Origin of the sequence: Pseudoxanthomonas sp. SGNA-20, from assembly GCF_003931635.1 — a bacterium.
Taxonomy (GTDB): domain Bacteria; phylum Pseudomonadota; class Gammaproteobacteria; order Xanthomonadales; family Xanthomonadaceae; genus Pseudoxanthomonas.
In genome coordinates this window covers 38482-55684 of the sequence record NZ_RRYK01000004.1, presented here as the reverse complement: position 1 = coordinate 55684, position 17203 = coordinate 38482, and the positions used below count along the sequence as shown (strand labels likewise).

Annotated in this window: 24 protein-coding genes; 17 read left to right on the top strand and 7 right to left on the bottom strand. The window is 71.8% G+C overall.

Annotated features, from left to right (window positions below):
- The first annotated feature begins 9 nt into the window (after positions 1-9).
- Genes EIM48_RS09015 through EIM48_RS08995 form a run of 5 tightly spaced genes read left to right on the top strand, consistent with a single transcriptional unit; the run spans position 10 to position 2936 of the window.
- A complete protein-coding gene (locus tag EIM48_RS09015) occupies positions 10-399 on the top strand; it encodes a roadblock/LC7 domain-containing protein (RefSeq protein ID WP_125111501.1) in 390 nt (129 codons plus the stop codon).
- An 11-nt stretch (positions 400-410) separates the two neighbouring features.
- Positions 411-914 carry a PAS domain-containing protein gene (locus EIM48_RS09010; RefSeq protein ID WP_028914874.1) on the top strand — a complete coding sequence of 168 codons (504 nt, stop codon included), beginning with the start codon at positions 411-413 and terminating at the stop codon, positions 912-914.
- The gene (locus tag EIM48_RS09005) at positions 911-1663 is read left to right on the top strand and encodes a PhnD/SsuA/transferrin family substrate-binding protein (protein ID WP_019399470.1); all 753 of its coding nucleotides are present in this window, start codon (positions 911-913) and stop codon (positions 1661-1663) included. The genes EIM48_RS09010 and EIM48_RS09005 overlap by 4 nt, the downstream gene beginning before the upstream one ends.
- 2 nt (positions 1664-1665) lie before the next feature.
- Positions 1666-2289 carry a hypothetical protein gene (locus EIM48_RS09000; RefSeq protein ID WP_125111500.1) on the top strand — a complete coding sequence of 208 codons (624 nt, stop codon included), beginning with the start codon at positions 1666-1668 and terminating at the stop codon, positions 2287-2289.
- On the top strand, positions 2286-2936 hold the full coding sequence (locus EIM48_RS08995; protein WP_125111499.1) for a hypothetical protein: 651 nt from the start codon (positions 2286-2288) through the stop codon (positions 2934-2936). Before EIM48_RS09000 ends, EIM48_RS08995 begins: the two co-directional genes overlap by 4 nt.
- Before the next feature lie 15 nt (positions 2937-2951).
- On the opposite strand, the gene purT is transcribed toward EIM48_RS08995, so the two are convergent.
- Positions 2952-4136, bottom strand: coding sequence for a formate-dependent phosphoribosylglycinamide formyltransferase (gene purT, locus EIM48_RS08990; protein WP_125111498.1), 1185 nt, complete (start codon positions 4134-4136; stop codon positions 2952-2954).
- Positions 4137-4264: 128 nt separating this feature from the next.
- Between purT and EIM48_RS08985 the strand changes: the two genes are divergently transcribed.
- The 7 genes from EIM48_RS08985 to EIM48_RS08955 all read left to right on the top strand — a co-directional run bounded on the left by EIM48_RS08985 (position 4265) and on the right by EIM48_RS08955 (position 8102).
- The gene (locus EIM48_RS08985) at positions 4265-5140 is read left to right on the top strand and encodes an SPFH domain-containing protein (protein WP_019399466.1); all 876 of its coding nucleotides are present in this window, start codon (positions 4265-4267) and stop codon (positions 5138-5140) included.
- A 10-nt stretch (positions 5141-5150) separates the two neighbouring features.
- Positions 5151-5426 (top strand): hypothetical protein, encoded by a 276-nt coding sequence (locus EIM48_RS08980; RefSeq protein WP_019399465.1) that lies wholly within the window; start codon positions 5151-5153, stop codon positions 5424-5426.
- The gene (locus tag EIM48_RS08975) at positions 5423-5611 is read left to right on the top strand and encodes an Arc family DNA-binding protein (protein WP_125077217.1); all 189 of its coding nucleotides are present in this window, start codon (positions 5423-5425) and stop codon (positions 5609-5611) included. Before EIM48_RS08980 ends, EIM48_RS08975 begins: the two co-directional genes overlap by 4 nt.
- Entirely contained in the window at positions 5608-5793 is a 186-nt protein-coding gene (locus EIM48_RS08970; RefSeq protein WP_019399463.1) for a DUF4177 domain-containing protein, read from the top strand. Before EIM48_RS08975 ends, EIM48_RS08970 begins: the two co-directional genes overlap by 4 nt.
- 240 nt (positions 5794-6033) lie before the next feature.
- Positions 6034-6606: a hypothetical protein gene (locus EIM48_RS08965; protein ID WP_125111497.1), complete on the top strand. Its 573-nt coding sequence runs from the start codon at positions 6034-6036 to the stop codon at positions 6604-6606.
- Positions 6607-6655: 49 nt separating this feature from the next.
- The gene (locus EIM48_RS08960) at positions 6656-7477 is read left to right on the top strand and encodes a M15 family metallopeptidase (protein WP_125111496.1); all 822 of its coding nucleotides are present in this window, start codon (positions 6656-6658) and stop codon (positions 7475-7477) included.
- Positions 7478-7562: 85 nt separating this feature from the next.
- The gene (locus EIM48_RS08955; RefSeq protein ID WP_125111495.1) at positions 7563-8102 is read left to right on the top strand and encodes a cytochrome b/b6 domain-containing protein; all 540 of its coding nucleotides are present in this window, start codon (positions 7563-7565) and stop codon (positions 8100-8102) included.
- A 4-nt stretch (positions 8103-8106) separates the two neighbouring features.
- Here the strand turns inward: EIM48_RS08955 and EIM48_RS08950 are convergent, their stop codons facing one another.
- The 5 genes from EIM48_RS08950 to EIM48_RS08930 form a co-directional block, all read right to left on the bottom strand.
- Positions 8107-8787, bottom strand: coding sequence for a DNA-3-methyladenine glycosylase (locus tag EIM48_RS08950; protein ID WP_125111494.1), 681 nt, complete (start codon positions 8785-8787; stop codon positions 8107-8109).
- A gap of 4 nt (positions 8788-8791) precedes the next feature.
- Positions 8792-9163, bottom strand: a complete 372-nt coding sequence (locus EIM48_RS08945) for a DUF423 domain-containing protein (RefSeq protein ID WP_051403659.1) — start codon at positions 9161-9163, stop codon at positions 8792-8794.
- Positions 9164-9243: 80 nt separating this feature from the next.
- Positions 9244-10413, bottom strand: coding sequence for a polyketide cyclase (locus EIM48_RS08940; protein ID WP_125111493.1), 1170 nt, complete (start codon positions 10411-10413; stop codon positions 9244-9246).
- A 334-nt stretch (positions 10414-10747) separates the two neighbouring features.
- Positions 10748-11389 (bottom strand): response regulator transcription factor, encoded by a 642-nt coding sequence (locus EIM48_RS08935; protein ID WP_125111492.1) that lies wholly within the window; start codon positions 11387-11389, stop codon positions 10748-10750.
- Entirely contained in the window at positions 11386-12585 is a 1200-nt protein-coding gene (locus EIM48_RS08930) for a sensor histidine kinase (RefSeq protein WP_125111491.1), read from the bottom strand. Before EIM48_RS08930 ends, EIM48_RS08935 begins: the two co-directional genes overlap by 4 nt.
- 136 nt (positions 12586-12721) lie before the next feature.
- Here EIM48_RS08930 and EIM48_RS08925 point away from each other — a divergent pair, with 136 nt between their 5' ends.
- The 5 genes from EIM48_RS08925 (at position 12722) to EIM48_RS08905 (ending at position 15749) form a co-directional block, all read left to right on the top strand.
- Complete coding sequence (locus EIM48_RS08925) at positions 12722-13315, top strand: GNAT family N-acetyltransferase (protein WP_019399453.1); 594 nt, start codon at positions 12722-12724, stop codon at positions 13313-13315.
- Positions 13316-13322: 7 nt separating this feature from the next.
- A complete protein-coding gene (gene minC / locus EIM48_RS08920; RefSeq protein ID WP_199728408.1) occupies positions 13323-14087 on the top strand; it encodes a septum site-determining protein MinC in 765 nt (254 codons plus the stop codon).
- A gap of 71 nt (positions 14088-14158) precedes the next feature.
- Positions 14159-14968, top strand: a complete 810-nt coding sequence (minD, locus tag EIM48_RS08915; protein WP_028914878.1) for a septum site-determining protein MinD — start codon at positions 14159-14161, stop codon at positions 14966-14968.
- Positions 14969-14970: 2 nt separating this feature from the next.
- A complete protein-coding gene (minE, locus tag EIM48_RS08910; RefSeq protein ID WP_019399450.1) occupies positions 14971-15228 on the top strand; it encodes a cell division topological specificity factor MinE in 258 nt (85 codons plus the stop codon).
- Positions 15229-15275: 47 nt separating this feature from the next.
- Entirely contained in the window at positions 15276-15749 is a 474-nt protein-coding gene (locus EIM48_RS08905; RefSeq protein WP_125111489.1) for a hypothetical protein, read from the top strand.
- 85 nt (positions 15750-15834) lie between these two features.
- Here EIM48_RS08905 and EIM48_RS08900 read toward each other — a convergent pair whose 3' ends face one another.
- The gene (locus EIM48_RS08900) at positions 15835-17145 is read right to left on the bottom strand and encodes a HAMP domain-containing sensor histidine kinase (RefSeq protein ID WP_125077223.1); all 1311 of its coding nucleotides are present in this window, start codon (positions 17143-17145) and stop codon (positions 15835-15837) included.
- Positions 17146-17203 lie beyond the last annotated feature (58 nt).

The following is a 17203-nucleotide window of genomic DNA, read 5'->3' as shown; positions in this document are numbered from 1 at the left end:
ATCCGCGCCATGAACGCCATCCCTCTCCAGCACAACCCGCGCGCCGCGCAGATCCGGCAGACCCTGGAAGACCTCACCAGCTCCAGTGCCGACATCGAGGCCTCCGCGCTCATTTCCATCGACGGCCTGCTGATCGACGCGGCCATGCCGCAGAGCATGGACGAGGACCGCATCGGCGCCATGTCCGCGGCCCTGCTGTCGCTGGGCGAGCGCACCGCGCGCGAACTCGGCCGCGGCCGCCTGGAGCGGGTCCTGGTCCAGGGCGAGGACGGCTACGTGATCATGACCGCCGCCGGCGAGGAGGCGGTGCTGACCGTGCTCACCCGCGCCGAGGTCAAGCTCGGCCTGGCGTTCCTGGACATCAAGCGGGCCGCCCAGGCCCTCGGCCGCATGGTCTGAGGGGGGCCGCGATGAGCCGCCTGCCGGACATGACCCCGCCCGCCGGCCCGCACCTGCAGGCCGTGCACACCTGCCACGACGGCACCCGCCGCACCGTGTACTGGACGGACGAGGAAGTGCCCTACCCGGACGGGCGCCTGATCGTCTCGCGCACCGACCTGGACGGGGTGATCACCCACGCCAACGAGGCCTTCGTCGAACTCAGCGGCTACAGCCGCGAGGAGCTGATCGGCGCCCCGCACAGCATCCTGCGCCACCCGGACATGCCGCGCGCCGCGTTCGCCGACCTGTGGGACACGCTCAAGGCCGGGCGCAAGTGGCACGGCTACGTCAAGAACCTGCGCAAAGACGGCAAGCACTACTGGGTCTACGCCACCGCACTGCCCAACGTGCGCCACGGCCAGGTGGTCGGCTACACCTCGGTGCGGCGCAAGCCCTCGCGCCGCGCCATCGCCGAGGTGCTGCCGCTGTACCGGCAGTGGCTGGAGCAGGAAGCCGCGGAGGCCACCGCATGACCCTCAACCTGCTGGTCGCCCCCGATTTCGCGCCGGAGAACTTCCCCGGCTGGTACATGCTCGCCACCCTGCTGCAGCACCGCTCCGGCACCCGCCTGCACCTGCTGATGCCGGCCGACGCGCGCGAGCAGGCGCAGATGCTGGGCGACGGCCTGGCCGACCTGGTCTACGCCAACCCGTTCGACGCCACCGCGATGATCCGCGGCCAGGGCTACCAGGCCTTCGCCCGCCCGGCCGCGCATTCCAACGAAATGGTGATCGCCACCGCGGCCGGCTCGCCGGTGTCGGTGGTGGAGGAACTGCGCCCGGGCTGCCGGATCGCGGTGACCGACAACCGCGACGTGCGCCTGATCGGCCTGCGCCTGCTGGAGCCGGCCGACCTCACCGAACGCGACATCCAGTGGGTGCCGGCCAACAGCCACCAGGCGGCCGCGCGCATGACCCTGTCCGGGCAGGTCGACGCCGGCTTCTTCCTGGCCTCGGCCTACCACGCCCTAGCCCGCATCACCCGCGGGCAGCTGAAGGTGCTGGTGGAAAGCAAGCTGCGCGACATCAGCCACGTGCTGCTGGCGCATCCGCGCGTGGGCGACGACCTGCAGCCGCTGGCCGCGGCGCTGCTGGCGGTCGACCCGTCCCGCCCCGGCGACGCCGAGGTGCTGCAGGCGCTGGGCCTGCCGGCCGGGTTCGAGGCCATGGAGCGCGAGGACGCCGAGTTCATGATCGACCTGATGGACACCCTGCTGGACTGAGCATGGCCGCCACCCTCGACGCACGCCGCGAGTTCCGCGAACGCACCCGCGCCGTCGCCCGCGCGCCGCAGGACACCGCCGCCCACCTGGCGCGGCTGCAGGCGGCGCTGCAGCTGGGCGACACCGAACCGGTGCAGGGCGCGCTGGCTGACATGTTCGTGGCCCTGCCGCGGGCCGACACCGCCCTGCGCCAGGCCGCGCTGCACCTGGCCTCCGGCCGCCTGGCGCCGTACGTGGCCGAGGCCTTCGGCCGCCACGCGCACGGCCACGTGCTGCCGGCCATCACCGCGCTGGCCACCCGCTGGAGCGTGTTCGCCCACCCCTCGGCCGACGTCCCGGCGCGGGTGCGCCGCGCCAGCCCGGACCATTCGCGGCGGCTGGCGGCGCAGGTGGTCGAGGCGCTGCTGGACGGCGAGCCGCTGCACGCGGCGCGCGTCGAGCACGAGTTCCTGGACCACTGCGTCTCCTGCCAGGACAAGTACGCCTTCATGCTCGCCAGCCGCGACCTGCGGCGGCACGAGATCGCCGTGGGCGACCGCTGGGAGCGGGTCGCCGACTGGCTGGAACAGCACGCGGCCATCGGCGACCGCGCCGAGGCGCCCACCTCACGCAAGGGAAGCCCATGAGCCTGGAACTGGTCGAACCCGCGTCCCAAGACATCCCTGCCGACGCCGCCAAGTGGCTGCTGCCGACCCCGCGCGGCGCACTGCACGGCTTCTCCACGCCCGAACCGGGCCCGGCGCAGCACGCGGTGCAGGCATTGCTGTCCGCCCCGCAGGCGATGGAACTGGCGCGCTGGCGCCAGGAGCACGACCGCAACGGGCGCATGCTGCAACAGCTGCAGGAGAAGCAGTGGGTGCAGCTGCTGCGCCGGCAGGTGCCGGCGCCGGACGTGCGCCTGGGCGACTTCGCCCAGCACGTGATCGCGCCGCTGTCCGGCGAGCGCCGCGCGGTGCTGGCCTCCGACAGCGGCTTCTGCCTGGGCCACTCCGGCCTGGACCAGGAGCTGGCCGAGACCCTCAGCGCGGCGGCGGCCGACTATTCCTCGTTCGCCGCGCGCCAAGCCCGGCGCGGCTGGGCCGGCGCGCAGCGGGTGGCGTTCCACGACGATCCGGACATGCTGCTGCCGGAGTGGTCGTTCATTCCGCTGTGGATCGACGGCACCGGCTACTGGCTGGTACTGGCCGGCGAGCCGCTGCTCAACAACCTGGCGATGGTCGAGCTGGTGTGGAGCATCCGCCTGGCCGGCGCCCGCTTCGCCGCGCCGCTGTAGCCGCCTGCTGCCCGCTCAGGGCAGCAGCTCGATCCCGATCGCCGCGGCCGCGTCGCGCGCCGTCGCGCGCGCCTGTTCGATGTCGGCGCCACGCGCCAGGGTGACGCCGACCCGGCGCTGGCCTTCCACCCGCGGCTTGCCGAACAAGCGCAGCGCGGTGTCCGGCGCCTCCAGCGCCGCGTCGATCCCGGAAAACACCGGCACGCCGTGGCCGCTGGCCAGCAGCGCGCACGAGGCGCTGGGGCCGTTCTGGCGGACCACCGGCACCGGCAGGCCGAGGATCGCCCGCGCGTGCAGCGCGAACTCGCTCAGTTCCTGCGAGACCAGGGTCACCAGGCCGGTGTCGTGCGGGCGCGGCGACACCTCCGAGAACCACACCTCGTCGCCCTTGACGAACAGCTCCACGCCGAACACGCCCCAGCCGCCGAGGTCGTCGGTGATGGCGCGGGCGATGGCCTGGGCGCGCTCCAGCGCGCGCGGCGACATCGGCTGTGGCTGCCAGCTCTCGCGGTAGTCGCCGTCCTTCTGCAGGTGGCCGATCGGCTCGCAGAAGCTGGTGCCGCCGGCATGGCGCACGGTCAGCAGGGTGATCTCGTAGTCGAAGTCGACGAAGCCCTCGACGATGCAGCGGCCGGCGCCGGCGCGGCCACCGGTCTGCGCGTACTCCCAGGCCGCCTCCACCTGCGCGGCCTCGCGCACGATGCTCTGGCCCTTGCCCGAGGACGACATCACCGGCTTGACCACGCACGGCAGGCCGATTGCCTCCACCGCCGCGCGGTACTCCTCCAGGGTGTCGACGAAGCGGTACGGCGAGGTCGGCAGGCCCAGGGTCTCGGCCGCCAGGCGGCGGATGCCCTCGCGGTCCATGGTCAGGCGCGCCGCGCGCGCGGTCGGGATCACCTTGAGCCCCTCGGCCTCCAGCTGGACCAGGGTCTCGGTGTGGATCGCCTCGATCTCCGGCACCACCAGGTCCGGCTCCTCCTTCGCGATCAGCTCGCGCAGGGCGAAGGTGTCGAGCATGTCCAGCACGTGGCTGCGGTGGGCGACCTGCATGGCCGGCGCATCGGCGTAGCGGTCGGCGGCCACCACCTCCGCACCCAGGCGCTGCAGCTCGATCGCCACCTCCTTGCCCAGTTCGCCCGAGCCGAGCAGCAGGACGCGGGTGGCATGGGGGGTCAGCGGGGTTCCGATACGGACCATGGCGGTGCGGCAGGTGGTGAAAGGGCGGCCAGTGTAGCCGCCGCCGCGGCGGCCGCCCCCTCCCGGAAGCCCTCTTGACGACTGATATCGTTTTGATATCAGATTGAGGCGTCACCTGGAGAGCACCCATGAAAGAGCGTCCGATCCATTCCCTGCCCGGCATCCCCGTCCTGCTGGCGGCCCTCGCCCTTTCCGCGGCCACGGCCTGGCTGTTCTTCACCGGCATCGGCGCCGGCGACGGCGCCCCGGACGTGGCGCGCCTGGCCGGCGCGGCCGCCACCCTGCTGTTGGCCCTGCTGGCGTTCATCGGGCTCTATTCGATCCAGCCCAACCAGGCCGCGGTGCTGAGCCTGTTCGGCAAGTACGTGGGCACGGTCAAGGAAGCCGGCCTGCGCTGGAACAACCCCTTCTATTCCAAGCGCAAGGTCAGCCAGCGCGTGCGCAACTTCGAGAGCGGCAAGCTCAAGGTCAACGACCTGGACGGCAGCCCGATCGAGATCGCCGCGGTGATCGTGTGGCAGGTGGTCGACGCCTCCGAGGCGGTGTTCAACGTCGACGACTACGAGAGCTTCGTCCACATCCAGTCCGAGGCGGCGCTGCGGGCGATGGCCTCCAGCTACCCCTACGACCAGCACGACGACGGCCAGATCGCCCTGCGCAGCCACCCGCAGGAGATCTCCGAGCACCTGCAGGCGCAGATCGCCGAGCGCCTGGGCCGGGCCGGCGTGGAGGTGATCGAGGCACGCATCAGCCACCTGGCCTACGCCCCGGAGATCGCCCAGGCCATGCTGCAGCGGCAGCAGGCCAACGCGGTGATCGCCGCCCGCACCCGGATCGTGGCCGGCGCGGTGGGCATGGTCGAGATGGCCCTGGCCGAGCTGCAGAAGAACGACGTCGTCCAGCTGGACGAGGAACGCAAGGCGCAGATGGTCAGCAACCTGCTGGTGGTGCTGTGCGGCGACCGCGGCACCCAGCCGATCGTCAACGCCGGCTCCCTGTACTGAGGTGGACGGAATGGACGCGCTCGCCGCCCTGGTCGTCGCCATCACCGGCCTGCCCGCGCTGGGCGTGGCCACCTGGTACGCACGCTACGACGACGAACACGCGCGCGGCCTGGCCCTGCGCTGGGCGCTGATCGCCCTGGCCATCCTGTGCGGCGCCGTCGGCCTGTACTTCGCCGGCGGCAGCCGCGGCGCGGTCACCGCGGTGGCCGTGGCCATGGCCCTGGCGGTCAACGCGCTGGCGATCTCCACCATCCTGCACGCGCGCCGCGGACGCCCCCGCCGATGACCGAGCGCAAGGCCTTCCAGCTGCGGATCAGCGCGGAAGTGCTCGCCGCGACCCAGCGCTGGGCCGACGACGAGCTGCGCAGCCTCAACGCACAGATCGAATACGTGCTGCGCGAGGCGCTGCGCAAGGCCGGGCGCCTGCCCAGACCGGATACCCGCCCGGAGGCGGAGGAGGAAGAGCAATGAGCACCACGCAATGGCGGTACCTGGTCGTCGAGGTCAAGACCTCGCTGCTGGGCAGCTACAAGGTCGAGCAACTGCAGGAGGAACTGGACCGCCACGGCCGCCTGGGCTGGGAGCTGGTGAACGTGGTCCACTCCACCCCGAGCCTGCCCTCGCCCACCCTGGTGTTCAAGCGCCCGGCCTGAGGACGAGCCCCATGCCCACCTGGCCCACCTGGCCCGCCTGCCCGGACGCCACAGCCACCGCCATGCCGCCACGCCGCGCGCCTGGCCTGGCCCTGGGCGCCGGGCCGGCGCTGCCGCGGTCCTGAAGGAGCCACGCATGCACGCACCCACGCTGTCCGCCACCACCCTGCATCCCCTGGAACGCCGCGCGCACACGCCCCGGCGCGCGGTCCCGCATGGCCTTCGGAGGCACGCCTGAGCATGGCCCGTCCCGGCATTTCCGCCCGCGAATTCGAAGTCCCCGCGCCGCCCGCCCCCGCGCTGTGGCTGCTGCCCGTGCTGTGGGCGGGGATGGTGGCGCTGGTGTTCGCCCTGCGCCACGAGACCCTGCTGCGCCCGCCCCCCGGCAACCCGGTGCCAGCCTGGCTGGTGATGATGTCCGCCATGGCCCTGGCCTTCGCCGGGCCCTTCATCCTGCTGCACGTGCGCCGCATCCGCCTGGCCGATGGCGTGCTGTCGGTGAACGCCGCCGGCCTGTTCCCGCACAAGGTCGCGGTGGCGCAGCTGGACCTGGCGCGCGCCCGGCTCGTGGACCTGGACGCACACCCGGACTTCAGCCCGCGCGTGCGCCTGTGGGGCCTGGGCCTGCCCGGCTTCCGCGCCGGCCACTACCTGCTGCGCAACCGCGCCCGCGCCTTCTGCCTGCTGACCCGGCGCGAGAAGGTGCTGCTGCTGCCGCGCCACGATGGCCGCTACCTGCTGCTGACCCCGGAGCGGCCGCGCGACCTGCTGGAGCAGCTGGCGGCCGCCGCCGGGATTCCGGCGCCGCGCTAGCGGCGCGCGGGCTGGCGGCACCGCGCCTGCCGGCCTAGGCTTGCACCCCATGCACCTGCCTCCCCAGCCCCTGCGCACACGCCTGGTCAACACCGGGCAGATCGAACTGTGGCCGGCCGGCCTGCTGCGCGCGCGCGGCAATGCCGACGCCCGCGCCCTGGCCCAGGCCCATACCGTGCTGCGGCGCAAGCGCGACGGCTGCTACCTGGCCACCGTGCGCGCCGACGGCGTGCTGGCACTGGTGCCGCGGCTGGCACGCGAGCCGGGCATCGACGAGGCGCTGGACGCGCTGGCCGCGGCCGAGGCGCACCCGGCTCGCGGCCCGCTGCCGGCGCCGCAACCGCTGCCACTGGAGCGGCTGCAGCAACGCCTGGCCGCGCTGGGGATCGACGCCGCCGCCTACGAGGCGCGCACCGGGCTGGCACCGCTGGCCGAACCGGAATGGCTGGCCTTCGCCGGCCGCGACCGCTGGCAGCGGCCGCTGTGGCTGCTGCCGGACGCGGCCCGCGCCTGGCTGGCGATGCGCCGCGCCGCCGCGGCCGACGGCGTGGTGCTGGAATCCATCTCCGGCTACCGCAGCCACGACTACCAGCTGGGCATCTTCGAGCGCAAGCTGGCGCGCGGGCAGACCGTGGCGCAGGTCCTCACGGTCAACGCCGCGCCCGGTTACAGCGAGCACCACGCCGGCAGCGCGCTGGACATCGGCACGCCCGGCGAGCCGCCGGCGGAGGAGTCGTTCGAGGCCACCGCCGCCTTCGCCTGGCTGCAGGCGCATGCGGGCGGCTTCGGGTTCCGCATGAGCTATCCGCGCGACAACCCGCACGGCATCGTCTACGAGCCCTGGCACTGGCGCTTCCACCCGCACCGCTAAGGCAACGGCGCGCTTGCGCCTGATCAAGGCCGGCGCGGGCGAAGCTGCCGACACTGCACGCCTGTCCCGGTCCAGCAGGCACCCCATGGCCATCCAGAGCTCCCGTTACCGTCCCTCGCTCATCGCCCTGCACTGGCTGACCCTGGTGCTGCTGGCCGCGGTCTACGCGAGCATGGAGCTGCGCGGCCTCTTCCCAAGGGGCAGCGTGCCGCGCGACCTGATGAAGACCTCGCACTACTTCCTCGGCCTGGCGGTGTTCTGCCTGACCTGGGTGCGGCTGGGCCTGCGCGCCACCGGCACCACCCCGCCGATCCTGCCCGAGCCGCCGCGGTGGCAGCTGCTGCTGGCCAGGCTGGTCGCGCTGGCGCTGTACGCGCTGATGCTGGCCATGCCGGTGCTGGGCTACCTGGTGCTCAACGCCCACGGCGTGGCGCCGTCGCTCGGCGGCTGGTCGCTGCCGGTGCTGTTCGAGCCGGGCCCGGAACTGGGCGGGCAGCTGGAGGCCTGGCACGAAGGCATCGCCACCGCCGGCTACTGGCTGGTCGGCCTGCACGCGGCCGCGGCGATCTACCACCACCACGTGCGCCACGACGACACCCTGGTGCGGATGTCGCTGCGCGGCTGAGGCCTCAGTCCTGGGAGCGGTTGGTGCGCGGCGCGGCGGGGTCGGTGCCGGCGCCGTCGGCGATCCGCCACAGGTACAGGCTGGCGTAGGTGCGGTACGGGCCCCAGGCCTGGCCGCGCTCGGCCAGCTGCCGCGGCGTCGGCGGCAGCTCCAGGCCATCGACGATCTGCGCGCCCTTGCGCACGCCCAGGTCGTCCACCGGCAGCACGTCCGGCCGGCCGAGGCGGAACATCAGCATCATCTCCACCGTCCAGCGGCCGATGCCGCGCACCGGCACCAGGGCCTGGACGATCTGGTCCTCGTCCATCCAGGCCATGCGCCGCAGGTCGGGGATCTCGCCGCGGGCCTCGCGCGCGGCCAGGTCGCGCAGGGCCAGGGTCTTGTTGCCGGACACGCCGCAGGCGCGCAGGGTGGCGTCGTCGACCCGGCCCAGGGTGTCGTGGTGCAGGCGCTTGCTGCCGATCGCCGCCTCCACCCGGCCGACGATGGTCGCGGCGGCCTTGCCGGACAGCTGCTGGTAGAGGATCGCCCGCGCCAGCGCATCGACCGGGTCGAAGCGGCGGCGCCAGCCGGCCTCCGGCGGCAGCGGCCCGATCCGGTGCATCCACGCGCCCAGCCTGCGGTCGCGCCGGACCAGGTGGTCCCAGGCGGCCTGCACGTCGAACCCGCGGGCGTGGCGCGGCATGGCCTCAGCGCCCGCGCAGGGCGGATACCGCCCAGCCCAGCCAGCCCAGCATCATCAGCGTGCCGCCGGCCGGCGCCAGTCGCGTCGGCCAGCCGGCCAGGGCGCCGCCGGCGAGGCTGCCGCAGAACAGCAGCGTACCCAGCAGCAGCGCCAGCAACGCGCCCCGGGCGAGGCGGCCGGCGGCACGCGGCCACAGCGCGGCCAGGGCGATGCCGTGGCCGAAGGCGTACAGGCAGGCGGTCTGCAGATTGGAACGGGCGTGGCCGTCGTCCAGGCCATGGGCGGCGTAGGCCGACAGGCCGATCGCCAGCGCCGCCAGCAGCGCGCCGGCGGCGGCCGGCGCGCGCGAAGTCGGGTTCATGGCGGTTTCCTCCATGCGCGGCAGCCTAAACGAAAAGCGCCGCTTTCGCGGCGCTTTCCGGGGTGCCTGGGCCGGCCGGGCCGGCCGCGGCGGTATTACTTGACGTGCCAGTAAACGTCGTACTCGCCCTCGAGGGTGAAGGCCTTGTCGACCCCGCCCTCCCAGACCTCGTACGGACGGTCGGTGACCTCGTAGCCGTGGGTGGTCGCCCAGGCACGGACCGAGTTGCGGATCGCGTCCAGCTCGGCCATCGAACCAGTGAACTGGCCGAACGCGGCGCGGCCGCCCTTGGTGCGCACGTACTCGACCGGGGCGCCGTCCGGAATCTCGACCTGCAGCGGCTCGCCGGAGGCGGCGACCGGCTTGGCGAAGGCGGCGTCCTGGGCGGCCTTGGCGGCGGCCTCGTCGACCTCCTCGCCCTCGGCGGCGGCCGGGGCCTCGGCCGGGGCCGAACCCTTGCGGCGGACCGGGATGGCCACGTCGAACGCGTACTTCTCCTGGCCGAAGTCGGTGGTCACGATGCGCACGGGACCGGCGGCCTCCAGGTTGTTGGCCTCCATGGTGCGCTTGATCCACTCCTGGTTGTTCTTGATCGACTGCTTGATCGCGTCGTTGCTGCGGTCGACGTTGCCGGCGTTGACCACCAGCAGGTCCTCGGCCGGGACCTCGACCACGGACAGGTCGCGCAGGGTGACGCCGTCGGCGCGGTAGTCGAAGTTCGGCACCGAGGCCAGCATGTTGGACATGCGCGCCAGGCCCATCTTCATGTCGTCGCCGACGTGGCGGTTGACGTACAGGCCGGCGTAGCGGGCGACCAGGTTCCAGCCGTACTCGACGTCGTAGGTCTGGGTGATCTTGACGTTGCGGTTGTTCTTGCCGGTCGGCTCCAGCAGGAACTGCACGGTCTTGTCGTGGCCGGCGGTGGCGTCCTCGACCTTGATGACGACCTTCTGGTTCGGGATGCTCTCGACGATCTCCCAGCTGCCGGTGCCGATGCGGTCGTCGCTGGAGACGAAGTCCAGGCGGGCGCCGACGCCGGACTCGGGGCCGGAGGTCTTCAGCTGGATCTTCGGATCACGCAGAACCAGCGTATTCCAGTCCCTGAAGCGGCGCAGATTGTTCACCGTGTCGTACACGATGGTCATCTTGCGGTTGGTCTCCACGCTTTCGGTGATGTGGCGGTGGTCGGGAAGTACGACACCGACCAGCAGGGCCAGGCCGGCCACGATCCCCAATGCGATCAGGAACTCGATAAGACGGGTCATTCAGGAGTCTCCGGGGCCGATTCCACGGCGTATTTGCGATGCGAGCCGCGAATCGTAACAGGGTTCTTGGCGTGCGCGCAGCCGAATGCATGCACCGGAGCGCGATTGAACGGAATTCTTACATCAGCGCCCGGCGCAAACGCCCACGGCACAAGGATTCCGGCCCTCCCGGCCGCGATGCCGGCAGGGCATTCCAGGACCTCCGGAAAAACCCATACGCCAGCGTGGGGAAGGATGACAGGACCGTGGCGGCCGGGCCGCGCCACCGACGACCGGCGCCAGCACCCGGTTGCGCACGCGGCGCGGCCAGGCACGCACGCGCCGGGCAGCGCGCTCAGACCAGCTGCAGCTCGAAGGCCTTGAGCACCGCCCGGGTGCGGTCGCGCACGCCGAGCTTGCTGAGGATGTTGGACACGTGGTTCTTGATCGTGCCCTCGGCCACGCCCAGCGAATTGGCGATCTCCTTGTTGGAGAAGCCGGAGGCCATCAGCCGCAGGATCTCGGTCTCGCGGTCGGTCAGCGGGTCCGGGCGGTCCAGGCTGACGAAGTCGTTGCGCATGTGCTCCAGGCCCGAGAGCAGGCGCTGGGTCACCGCCGGCTGCACCAGCGAGCCGCCGCTGGCCACGGTCTGGATCGCCCCCACCAGCTGCTCCAGCGACACGTCCTTGAGCAGGTAGCCGCGGGCGCCGGCCTTGAGCCCGGCCAGCACCAGCTGGTCGTCGTCGAAGGTGGTCAGGATGATGGTCGGTGGCAGCTGCCCGACCTGGGACAGGGTCTGCAGCGCCTCCAGCCCGGACATCACCGGCATGCGCATGTCCATCAGCACCACGTCCGGGGCGACCTTCGGGATCATCTCCACCGCCTGGCGCCCGTCGGCGGCCTCGGCGACCACCTCGATGCCGCCGTCCAGGGCCAGCAGGGACTTGATGCCTTGGCGCACCAGGGTCTGGTCGTCGACCAGGCACACTCTGATCATGGCAACGCTCCTTCGATCGCCGGCCGCGCCGGGGCTGATGCAGGGATGGACAGGCGCAGGACGAAGCCGGCGCCCTTCCGGGTCTGGATGTCGAGGGTCCCGCCGCACTGCTGCACCCGCTCGTGCATGCCGCGCAGGCCGTTGCCGGGGACCAGGCCCTCGGCGCCCTCGCCATTGTCGCGCGCCTCCAGGCGGATGGTGGCGTCCTCGCGCCATACCCGGATCGCCAGCCGGTCCGCCCCGGCGGCGTGCCGCACCGCGTTGGTGATGATTTCCTGGGTGCAGCGCAGGACCACGTGGGCGCGCTCGGGATCGTCGATCGGCAGCGGGGCCTGGATGTCCAGCTCCACGTCCAGCGAGGGCACGTGGTCGGCCAGCGGCCGCAGCGCCGCGGACAGGTCGATGCCGCCGCTGGCGTCGCGCAGCTGGCTGACCGCCTCGCGCACGTCGGTCAGCAGCAGCCGGGCCAGGGTATTGGCCTGCCTGACGTGCTCCTGGGCGCGGCCCTCGGTCATGTGGCTGGCCACTTCCAGGTTCAGGCTCAGCGCGGTCAGGTGGTGCCCCAGCAGGTCGTGCAGCTCGCGCGAGATCCGGGTGCGTTCGTTGACCCGGGCACTCTCGGCCAGCAGGGCGCGGGTGGCGCGCAGTTCGGCGTTGAGCCGGCGCTGCTCCTCCCGGGCCTCGGCCTGCTGCCGCGCCACCAGGCTGGTCACGTAGATGAACATGGAGAAGCCGCCGTACAGCAGCGACTGCATCAGCGCCTCGAACAGCGGCATCCGGAACACGCCGTAGTAGATCGGCAGCACCGCCAGCTGGCTCAGCAGCAGCAACAGCACGCCCGAGCCGGCCGGCAGCAGCCACGGGATCACCCCCGCGGCGACCATCAGCAGGATGCTGCCCAGGCCCGAGCCGTTGAAGTAGCTCACCGCCAGCGCGAACAGGGTCAGCACCAGCAGCAGGCCGCGGTCGTGCCAGGCCGGCCGCGCCCGGCCCAGGCCGCGGGTCAGCCACCAGTAGCAGGCGCCGAAGCCCAGGTAGGAGGCGAACAGCAAGCCGGCCCCCACCCGGCCCATGGTCTGGTCCTCCGCGCCGTAGGCCGGCACGTACTGGGAATAGACCAGCGGCACGCCCACCATGCCCCAGGTGAACAGGCCGGCGTAGCGCAGCAGGCGGGTGTGGCTGATCGGTCCGAACATGGCCGCATCTTACGGGCCGGGGCCCCCGGTCCGCTGCCCCGGAAGTCATGCCCTCGCCGGGCCCGGCGACCCCATGCGATAATCCGGGCGCATTGCCGGCATGGCCGGTCCGCCTATCTGCAAGGTTCCATTCCTGATGTCCATCGTCATCCGCGACGTGCGCGAACACGAGCTGGACTCGATCCTGGCCCTGAACAACAACGCCGGGTCGGCCATCCTGCCGCTGGACGCGGCCCGGGTACGCAGCTTCTACGACACCGCCGAGTACTTCCGGGTGGCCGAGCGCGACGGCAACCTGGCCGGCTTCCTGGTCGGGTTCGGCAGCGGCAGCCAGCACGACAGCTGCAACTTCGCCTGGTTCAAGCAGCGCTACCCGCACTTCTTCTACATCGACCGCATCGTGGTGGCCAGCCGCCGCCGCGGCGGTGGCGTCGGCCGCGCCTTCTACGCCGACGTGCAGAGCTACGCCGAGCTGCGCTACCCCCTGCTGTGCTGCGAGGTGTTCCTGGACCACGGTGCCGACCCGGCCCTGCTGTTCCACGGCAGCTTCGGCTTCCACGAGGCCGGGCAGAACGTGATGCCCGACGTGGACGTGCGCGCCAGCATGATGATCAAGGAACTGTGCAGCTACGCCTGGGTCCGCGAGACCTATGGCGACGACCTGCCGGACCTGCCCTGGGTGGGTCGCCCGCGCCGCCCCGCCGGCGACAACCGTGCGACGGGGACCTGAGGTGGCGGTGAGCGCGACGACGAGTTACGAGCAGGCCGGCGAGCTGAAGATCGGCCAGGTGGGCATCGCCAACCTGCGGGTCCGCACCCTGGACGTGGAACGCCTGGTCGGCGAGATGCGCCAGCGCGTGCAGCGCGCGCCCAAGCTGTTCGGCCGCGCGGCGGTGATCGTCGACTTCGGCGGGCTGGTGCATACCCCGGACGTGGACACCGCCCGGGCCCTGATCGAGGGCCTGCGCCAGGCCGGCGTGCTGCCGGTGGCGCTGGCCTACGGCACCCGCGAGAACGACGCCCTGGCCGAGGCCCTGGGCCTGCCGGTGCTGGCCAAGTTCCGTGCCCAGTACGAGCCCTCGGCGCCCGCCGCCGCGGCCCCGCCCCCGCCGCCCCCTCCGCCACGCGAACCGGCCCCGCCGCCGCGCGCCGCCGCCCCGGCACGCCCGCGCCTGCCGGGCCGCATGCAGAAGAGCGCGGTGCGCTCGGGCCAGCAGCTGTACGCCGAGGACTGCGACCTGACCGTGCTGACCACGGTCGGCGCCGGCGCCGAGGTCCTCGCCGACGGCTCGATCCATGTCTACGGCAGCCTGCGCGGCCGCGCCCTGGCCGGCGCCAAGGGCAACACCGACGCGCGCATCTTCTGCCGCGACTTCCAGGCCGAGCTGGTGGCCATTGCCGGCCACTACAAGGTGCTGGACGATATCCCCGAGAACCTGCGCGGCAAGGCCGTGCAGGTCTGGCTTGAAGACGGACAGCTGAAGCTGGCCGCCCTCGACTGATCCGCGCCGGCCGGCGGCCGCCATGCCGCCGCCAGCGCCTCCCCTGCACGCGTCTCCAAGGAGATCTTCCATTGGCTGAAATCATCGTAGTCACTTCCGGCAAGGGCGGCGTCGGCAAGACCACCTCCAGCGCCAGCATCGCCATCGGCCTGGCCCGGCGCGGGCACAAAACCGCCGTGGTCGACTTCGACGTCGGCCTGCGCAACCTGGACCTGATCATGGGTTGCGAGCGGCGCGTGGTCTACGACTTCGTCAACGTCGTCCATGGCGAGGCCACGCTCAAGCAGGCCCTGATCAAGGACAAGCGCTTCGACAACCTCTACGTGCTGGCCGCCTCGCAGACCCGCGACAAGGACGCGCTGACCAAGGAAGGCGTCGAGAAGGTGCTCAAGGACCTGGCCGCCGACGGCTTCGAATACATCATCTGCGACTCGCCGGCCGGCATCGAGAAGGGCGCGTTCCTGGCCATGTACTTCGCCGACAAGGCGGTGGTCGTGGTGAACCCGGAAGTGTCCTCGGTGCGCGACTCCGACCGCATCATCGGCCTGCTCGACTCCAAGACCCGCCGCGCCGAATCCGGCGAGGGCCTGCCGGCGCACCTGCTGCTGACCCGCTACAGCCCGGCCCGCGTGGGCGCCGGCGAGATGCTCAGCATCGCCGACGTGGAGGAGGTGCTGGGGCTGAAGGCCATCGGCGTGATCCCCGAGTCCACCGACGTGCTCAACGCCTCCAACAAGGGCGAGCCGGTGATCCTGGAGACCGAGTCCGAGGCCGGCCAGGCCTACGAGGACGCCGTCGCGCGCCTGCTGGGCGAAGACCGCCCGATGCGCTTCACCACCCTGGAGAAGAAGGGCTTCTTCAGCAAGCTGTTCGGAGGCTGACCATGGCGCTGTTCGACTTCCTGCGGGCCAAGAAGAACACTGCGGAGACGGCCAAGAACCGCCTGCAGATCATCATTGCCCAGGAGCGCAGCAGCCGGGGCGCCCCGGACTACCTGCCGCTGCTGCGGCGGGAACTGCTGGACGTCATCAAGAAGTACGTCAACGTGGACGTGGACGCCGTCAAGGTCGACCTGATCAAGGACGGCGACCACGACGTGCTCGACATCTCCGTGGCCCTGCCGGAAGGCCAGCAGGGCTGATCCGACCCAGGCAGACGGCCGCTCCGGCGGCCGCCGTTCCCCATTCCATGCAACCCTCCCCCGACCGCGACGTCCTGCGCCTGCGCGACGTCGCCTTCGCCGATGCCGCCGCCCTGCTGGCCCGCCACGGGCTGGAGCTGGTCGCCGTGCCCGACGGCGAACCGATCCCCGGCAGCTACTGGGGCGAACCGGAGGCCGGCATCATCGGCCCGACCGTGTACGTGCGCGGCGATACCCCCGTGCACTCGATGCTGCACGAGGCCTGCCACCTGATCGTGCTGCCGCCCGACAGGCGCGCGGCGGTGCATACCGACGCGACCGACTCGGTCGAGGAAGAAGACGCCACCTGCTACCTGCAGATCGTCCTGGCCGGACGCCTGTCCGGCGTGGGCAGCGACCGCCTGATGGCCGACATGGATGCGTGGGGTTATACGTACCGGCTTGGGTCGACGAGGGCGTGGTTCGAGCAAGATGCCGAGGATGCACGCGCCTGGCTGACCGCGCGCGGGCTGTTGCTTTAAGGCCGGGATTCGGGATTCGGGATTCGGGATTGGGGATTTGTAGGAGCGGCGTGAGCCTACGCTCTTGCCAATCCCGAATCCCCAATCACGAATCCCGGCTCTTGGCCAGCGAGCCGCTCATGTCCAGCGTGGCCACGGTGCCCTGCCCGGTCTCCGAGTCCAGTTGCAGCTTCCAGCCCAGGTGCTCGCACAGGCGGCCCAGCAGGTCCAGGCCGATGCCGCTGCCCTGCCGCGGGTCGCCGCGCGCGATCCGGCGGTAGATCGCGGCGATCTCTTCCGGGCTCATGCCGTGCCCGGGATCCTCGATCCGCACCGTCGCCGGCGCCAGCAGGGACACGCGGATCACGCCGCGGTCGCTGTTCTCGATGGCGTTGCGCAGCAGGTTGCCGATCGCGACCTGCATGATCGCCACCGGCGCGAACAGCTCGCAGCGCGCCAGCTCGACCAGTTGCAGGCCGAGGTCCTTGTCCGCGCACAGGTGGCGATGGTCGTCGAGGATGTCCGGCAGCAGCTCGTCCAGGTTCACGTAGTCGCTGCTCTTCTCCAGTCGCCTGGGGTCCTTCGCCAGCACCAGCAGCAGCGTGACCAGCTGCTCGACCGACTCGGCGGTCTGGCGGATGCGCAGCAACTGGTGGCGCACCGCCGGCGGCGTGTCCGGCTGGTCCAGGGCCAGCTCGCTGGCGCCGCGGATCACCGCGATCGGCGTGCGCAGCTCGTGGCTGGTGCTGTCGATGAAGGCGCGCTCGCGCTCGACGAAGGTGTCGTTGCGTTGCAGGTAGTCGTTGAGCGCCTCGGCGATCACCACCTGCTCGTGGCTGGCGCCCTTCACCACGTCGATGTGCTGGCCGGGCCGGTCCGGGCGCAGCGCGTGGATGCGCTTGGCCATGTCGGCCAGGGGCTGCACCACCCGCCCCAGGCCCCAGGCCACGAGGATGCCGAGCAGCACGATCGCGATGATGTTGGAGACCAGCATCCACAACCCCAGGTTGTTCTCGTGCGCCTGCAACTGGGTGATGTCCAGCGCCAGCACCAGCCGCCGGCCGTTGACGTCCTGCACCATCAGCACCTTGTCGCGCCCCTGGTACCCGATGCCGTCGTGGATGCCCGGGCCGAAGCGGGCGAACTCCGGCGGCGCCGGCGAGTCGTCGTCGTCGCCGTACAGCTGCACGGTCTCGGTGTCGGTCCAGTGGTAGTGCGGATCCTCGGCGCTGCGCTGGACGAAGTGGGCCAACTCCGACTTGAGCAGCGAGCGCCAGGTCAGCTGCTCGGCCTGCTCGTTGACGATGAAGCCATGGATGAACACCGCGAGCGAGATCAGCGCGGCGTAGATCACCAGCCACAGCGTGACGCGCGCGCGCAGCCCGCCCAGCCTGGAACGTATCCCGCCCGGCTTCATGGAAGGCGCGCGCCGTCCGGGATGCGGCGCCGCGACGCCAGGCCCCGCGCCGGCGGGG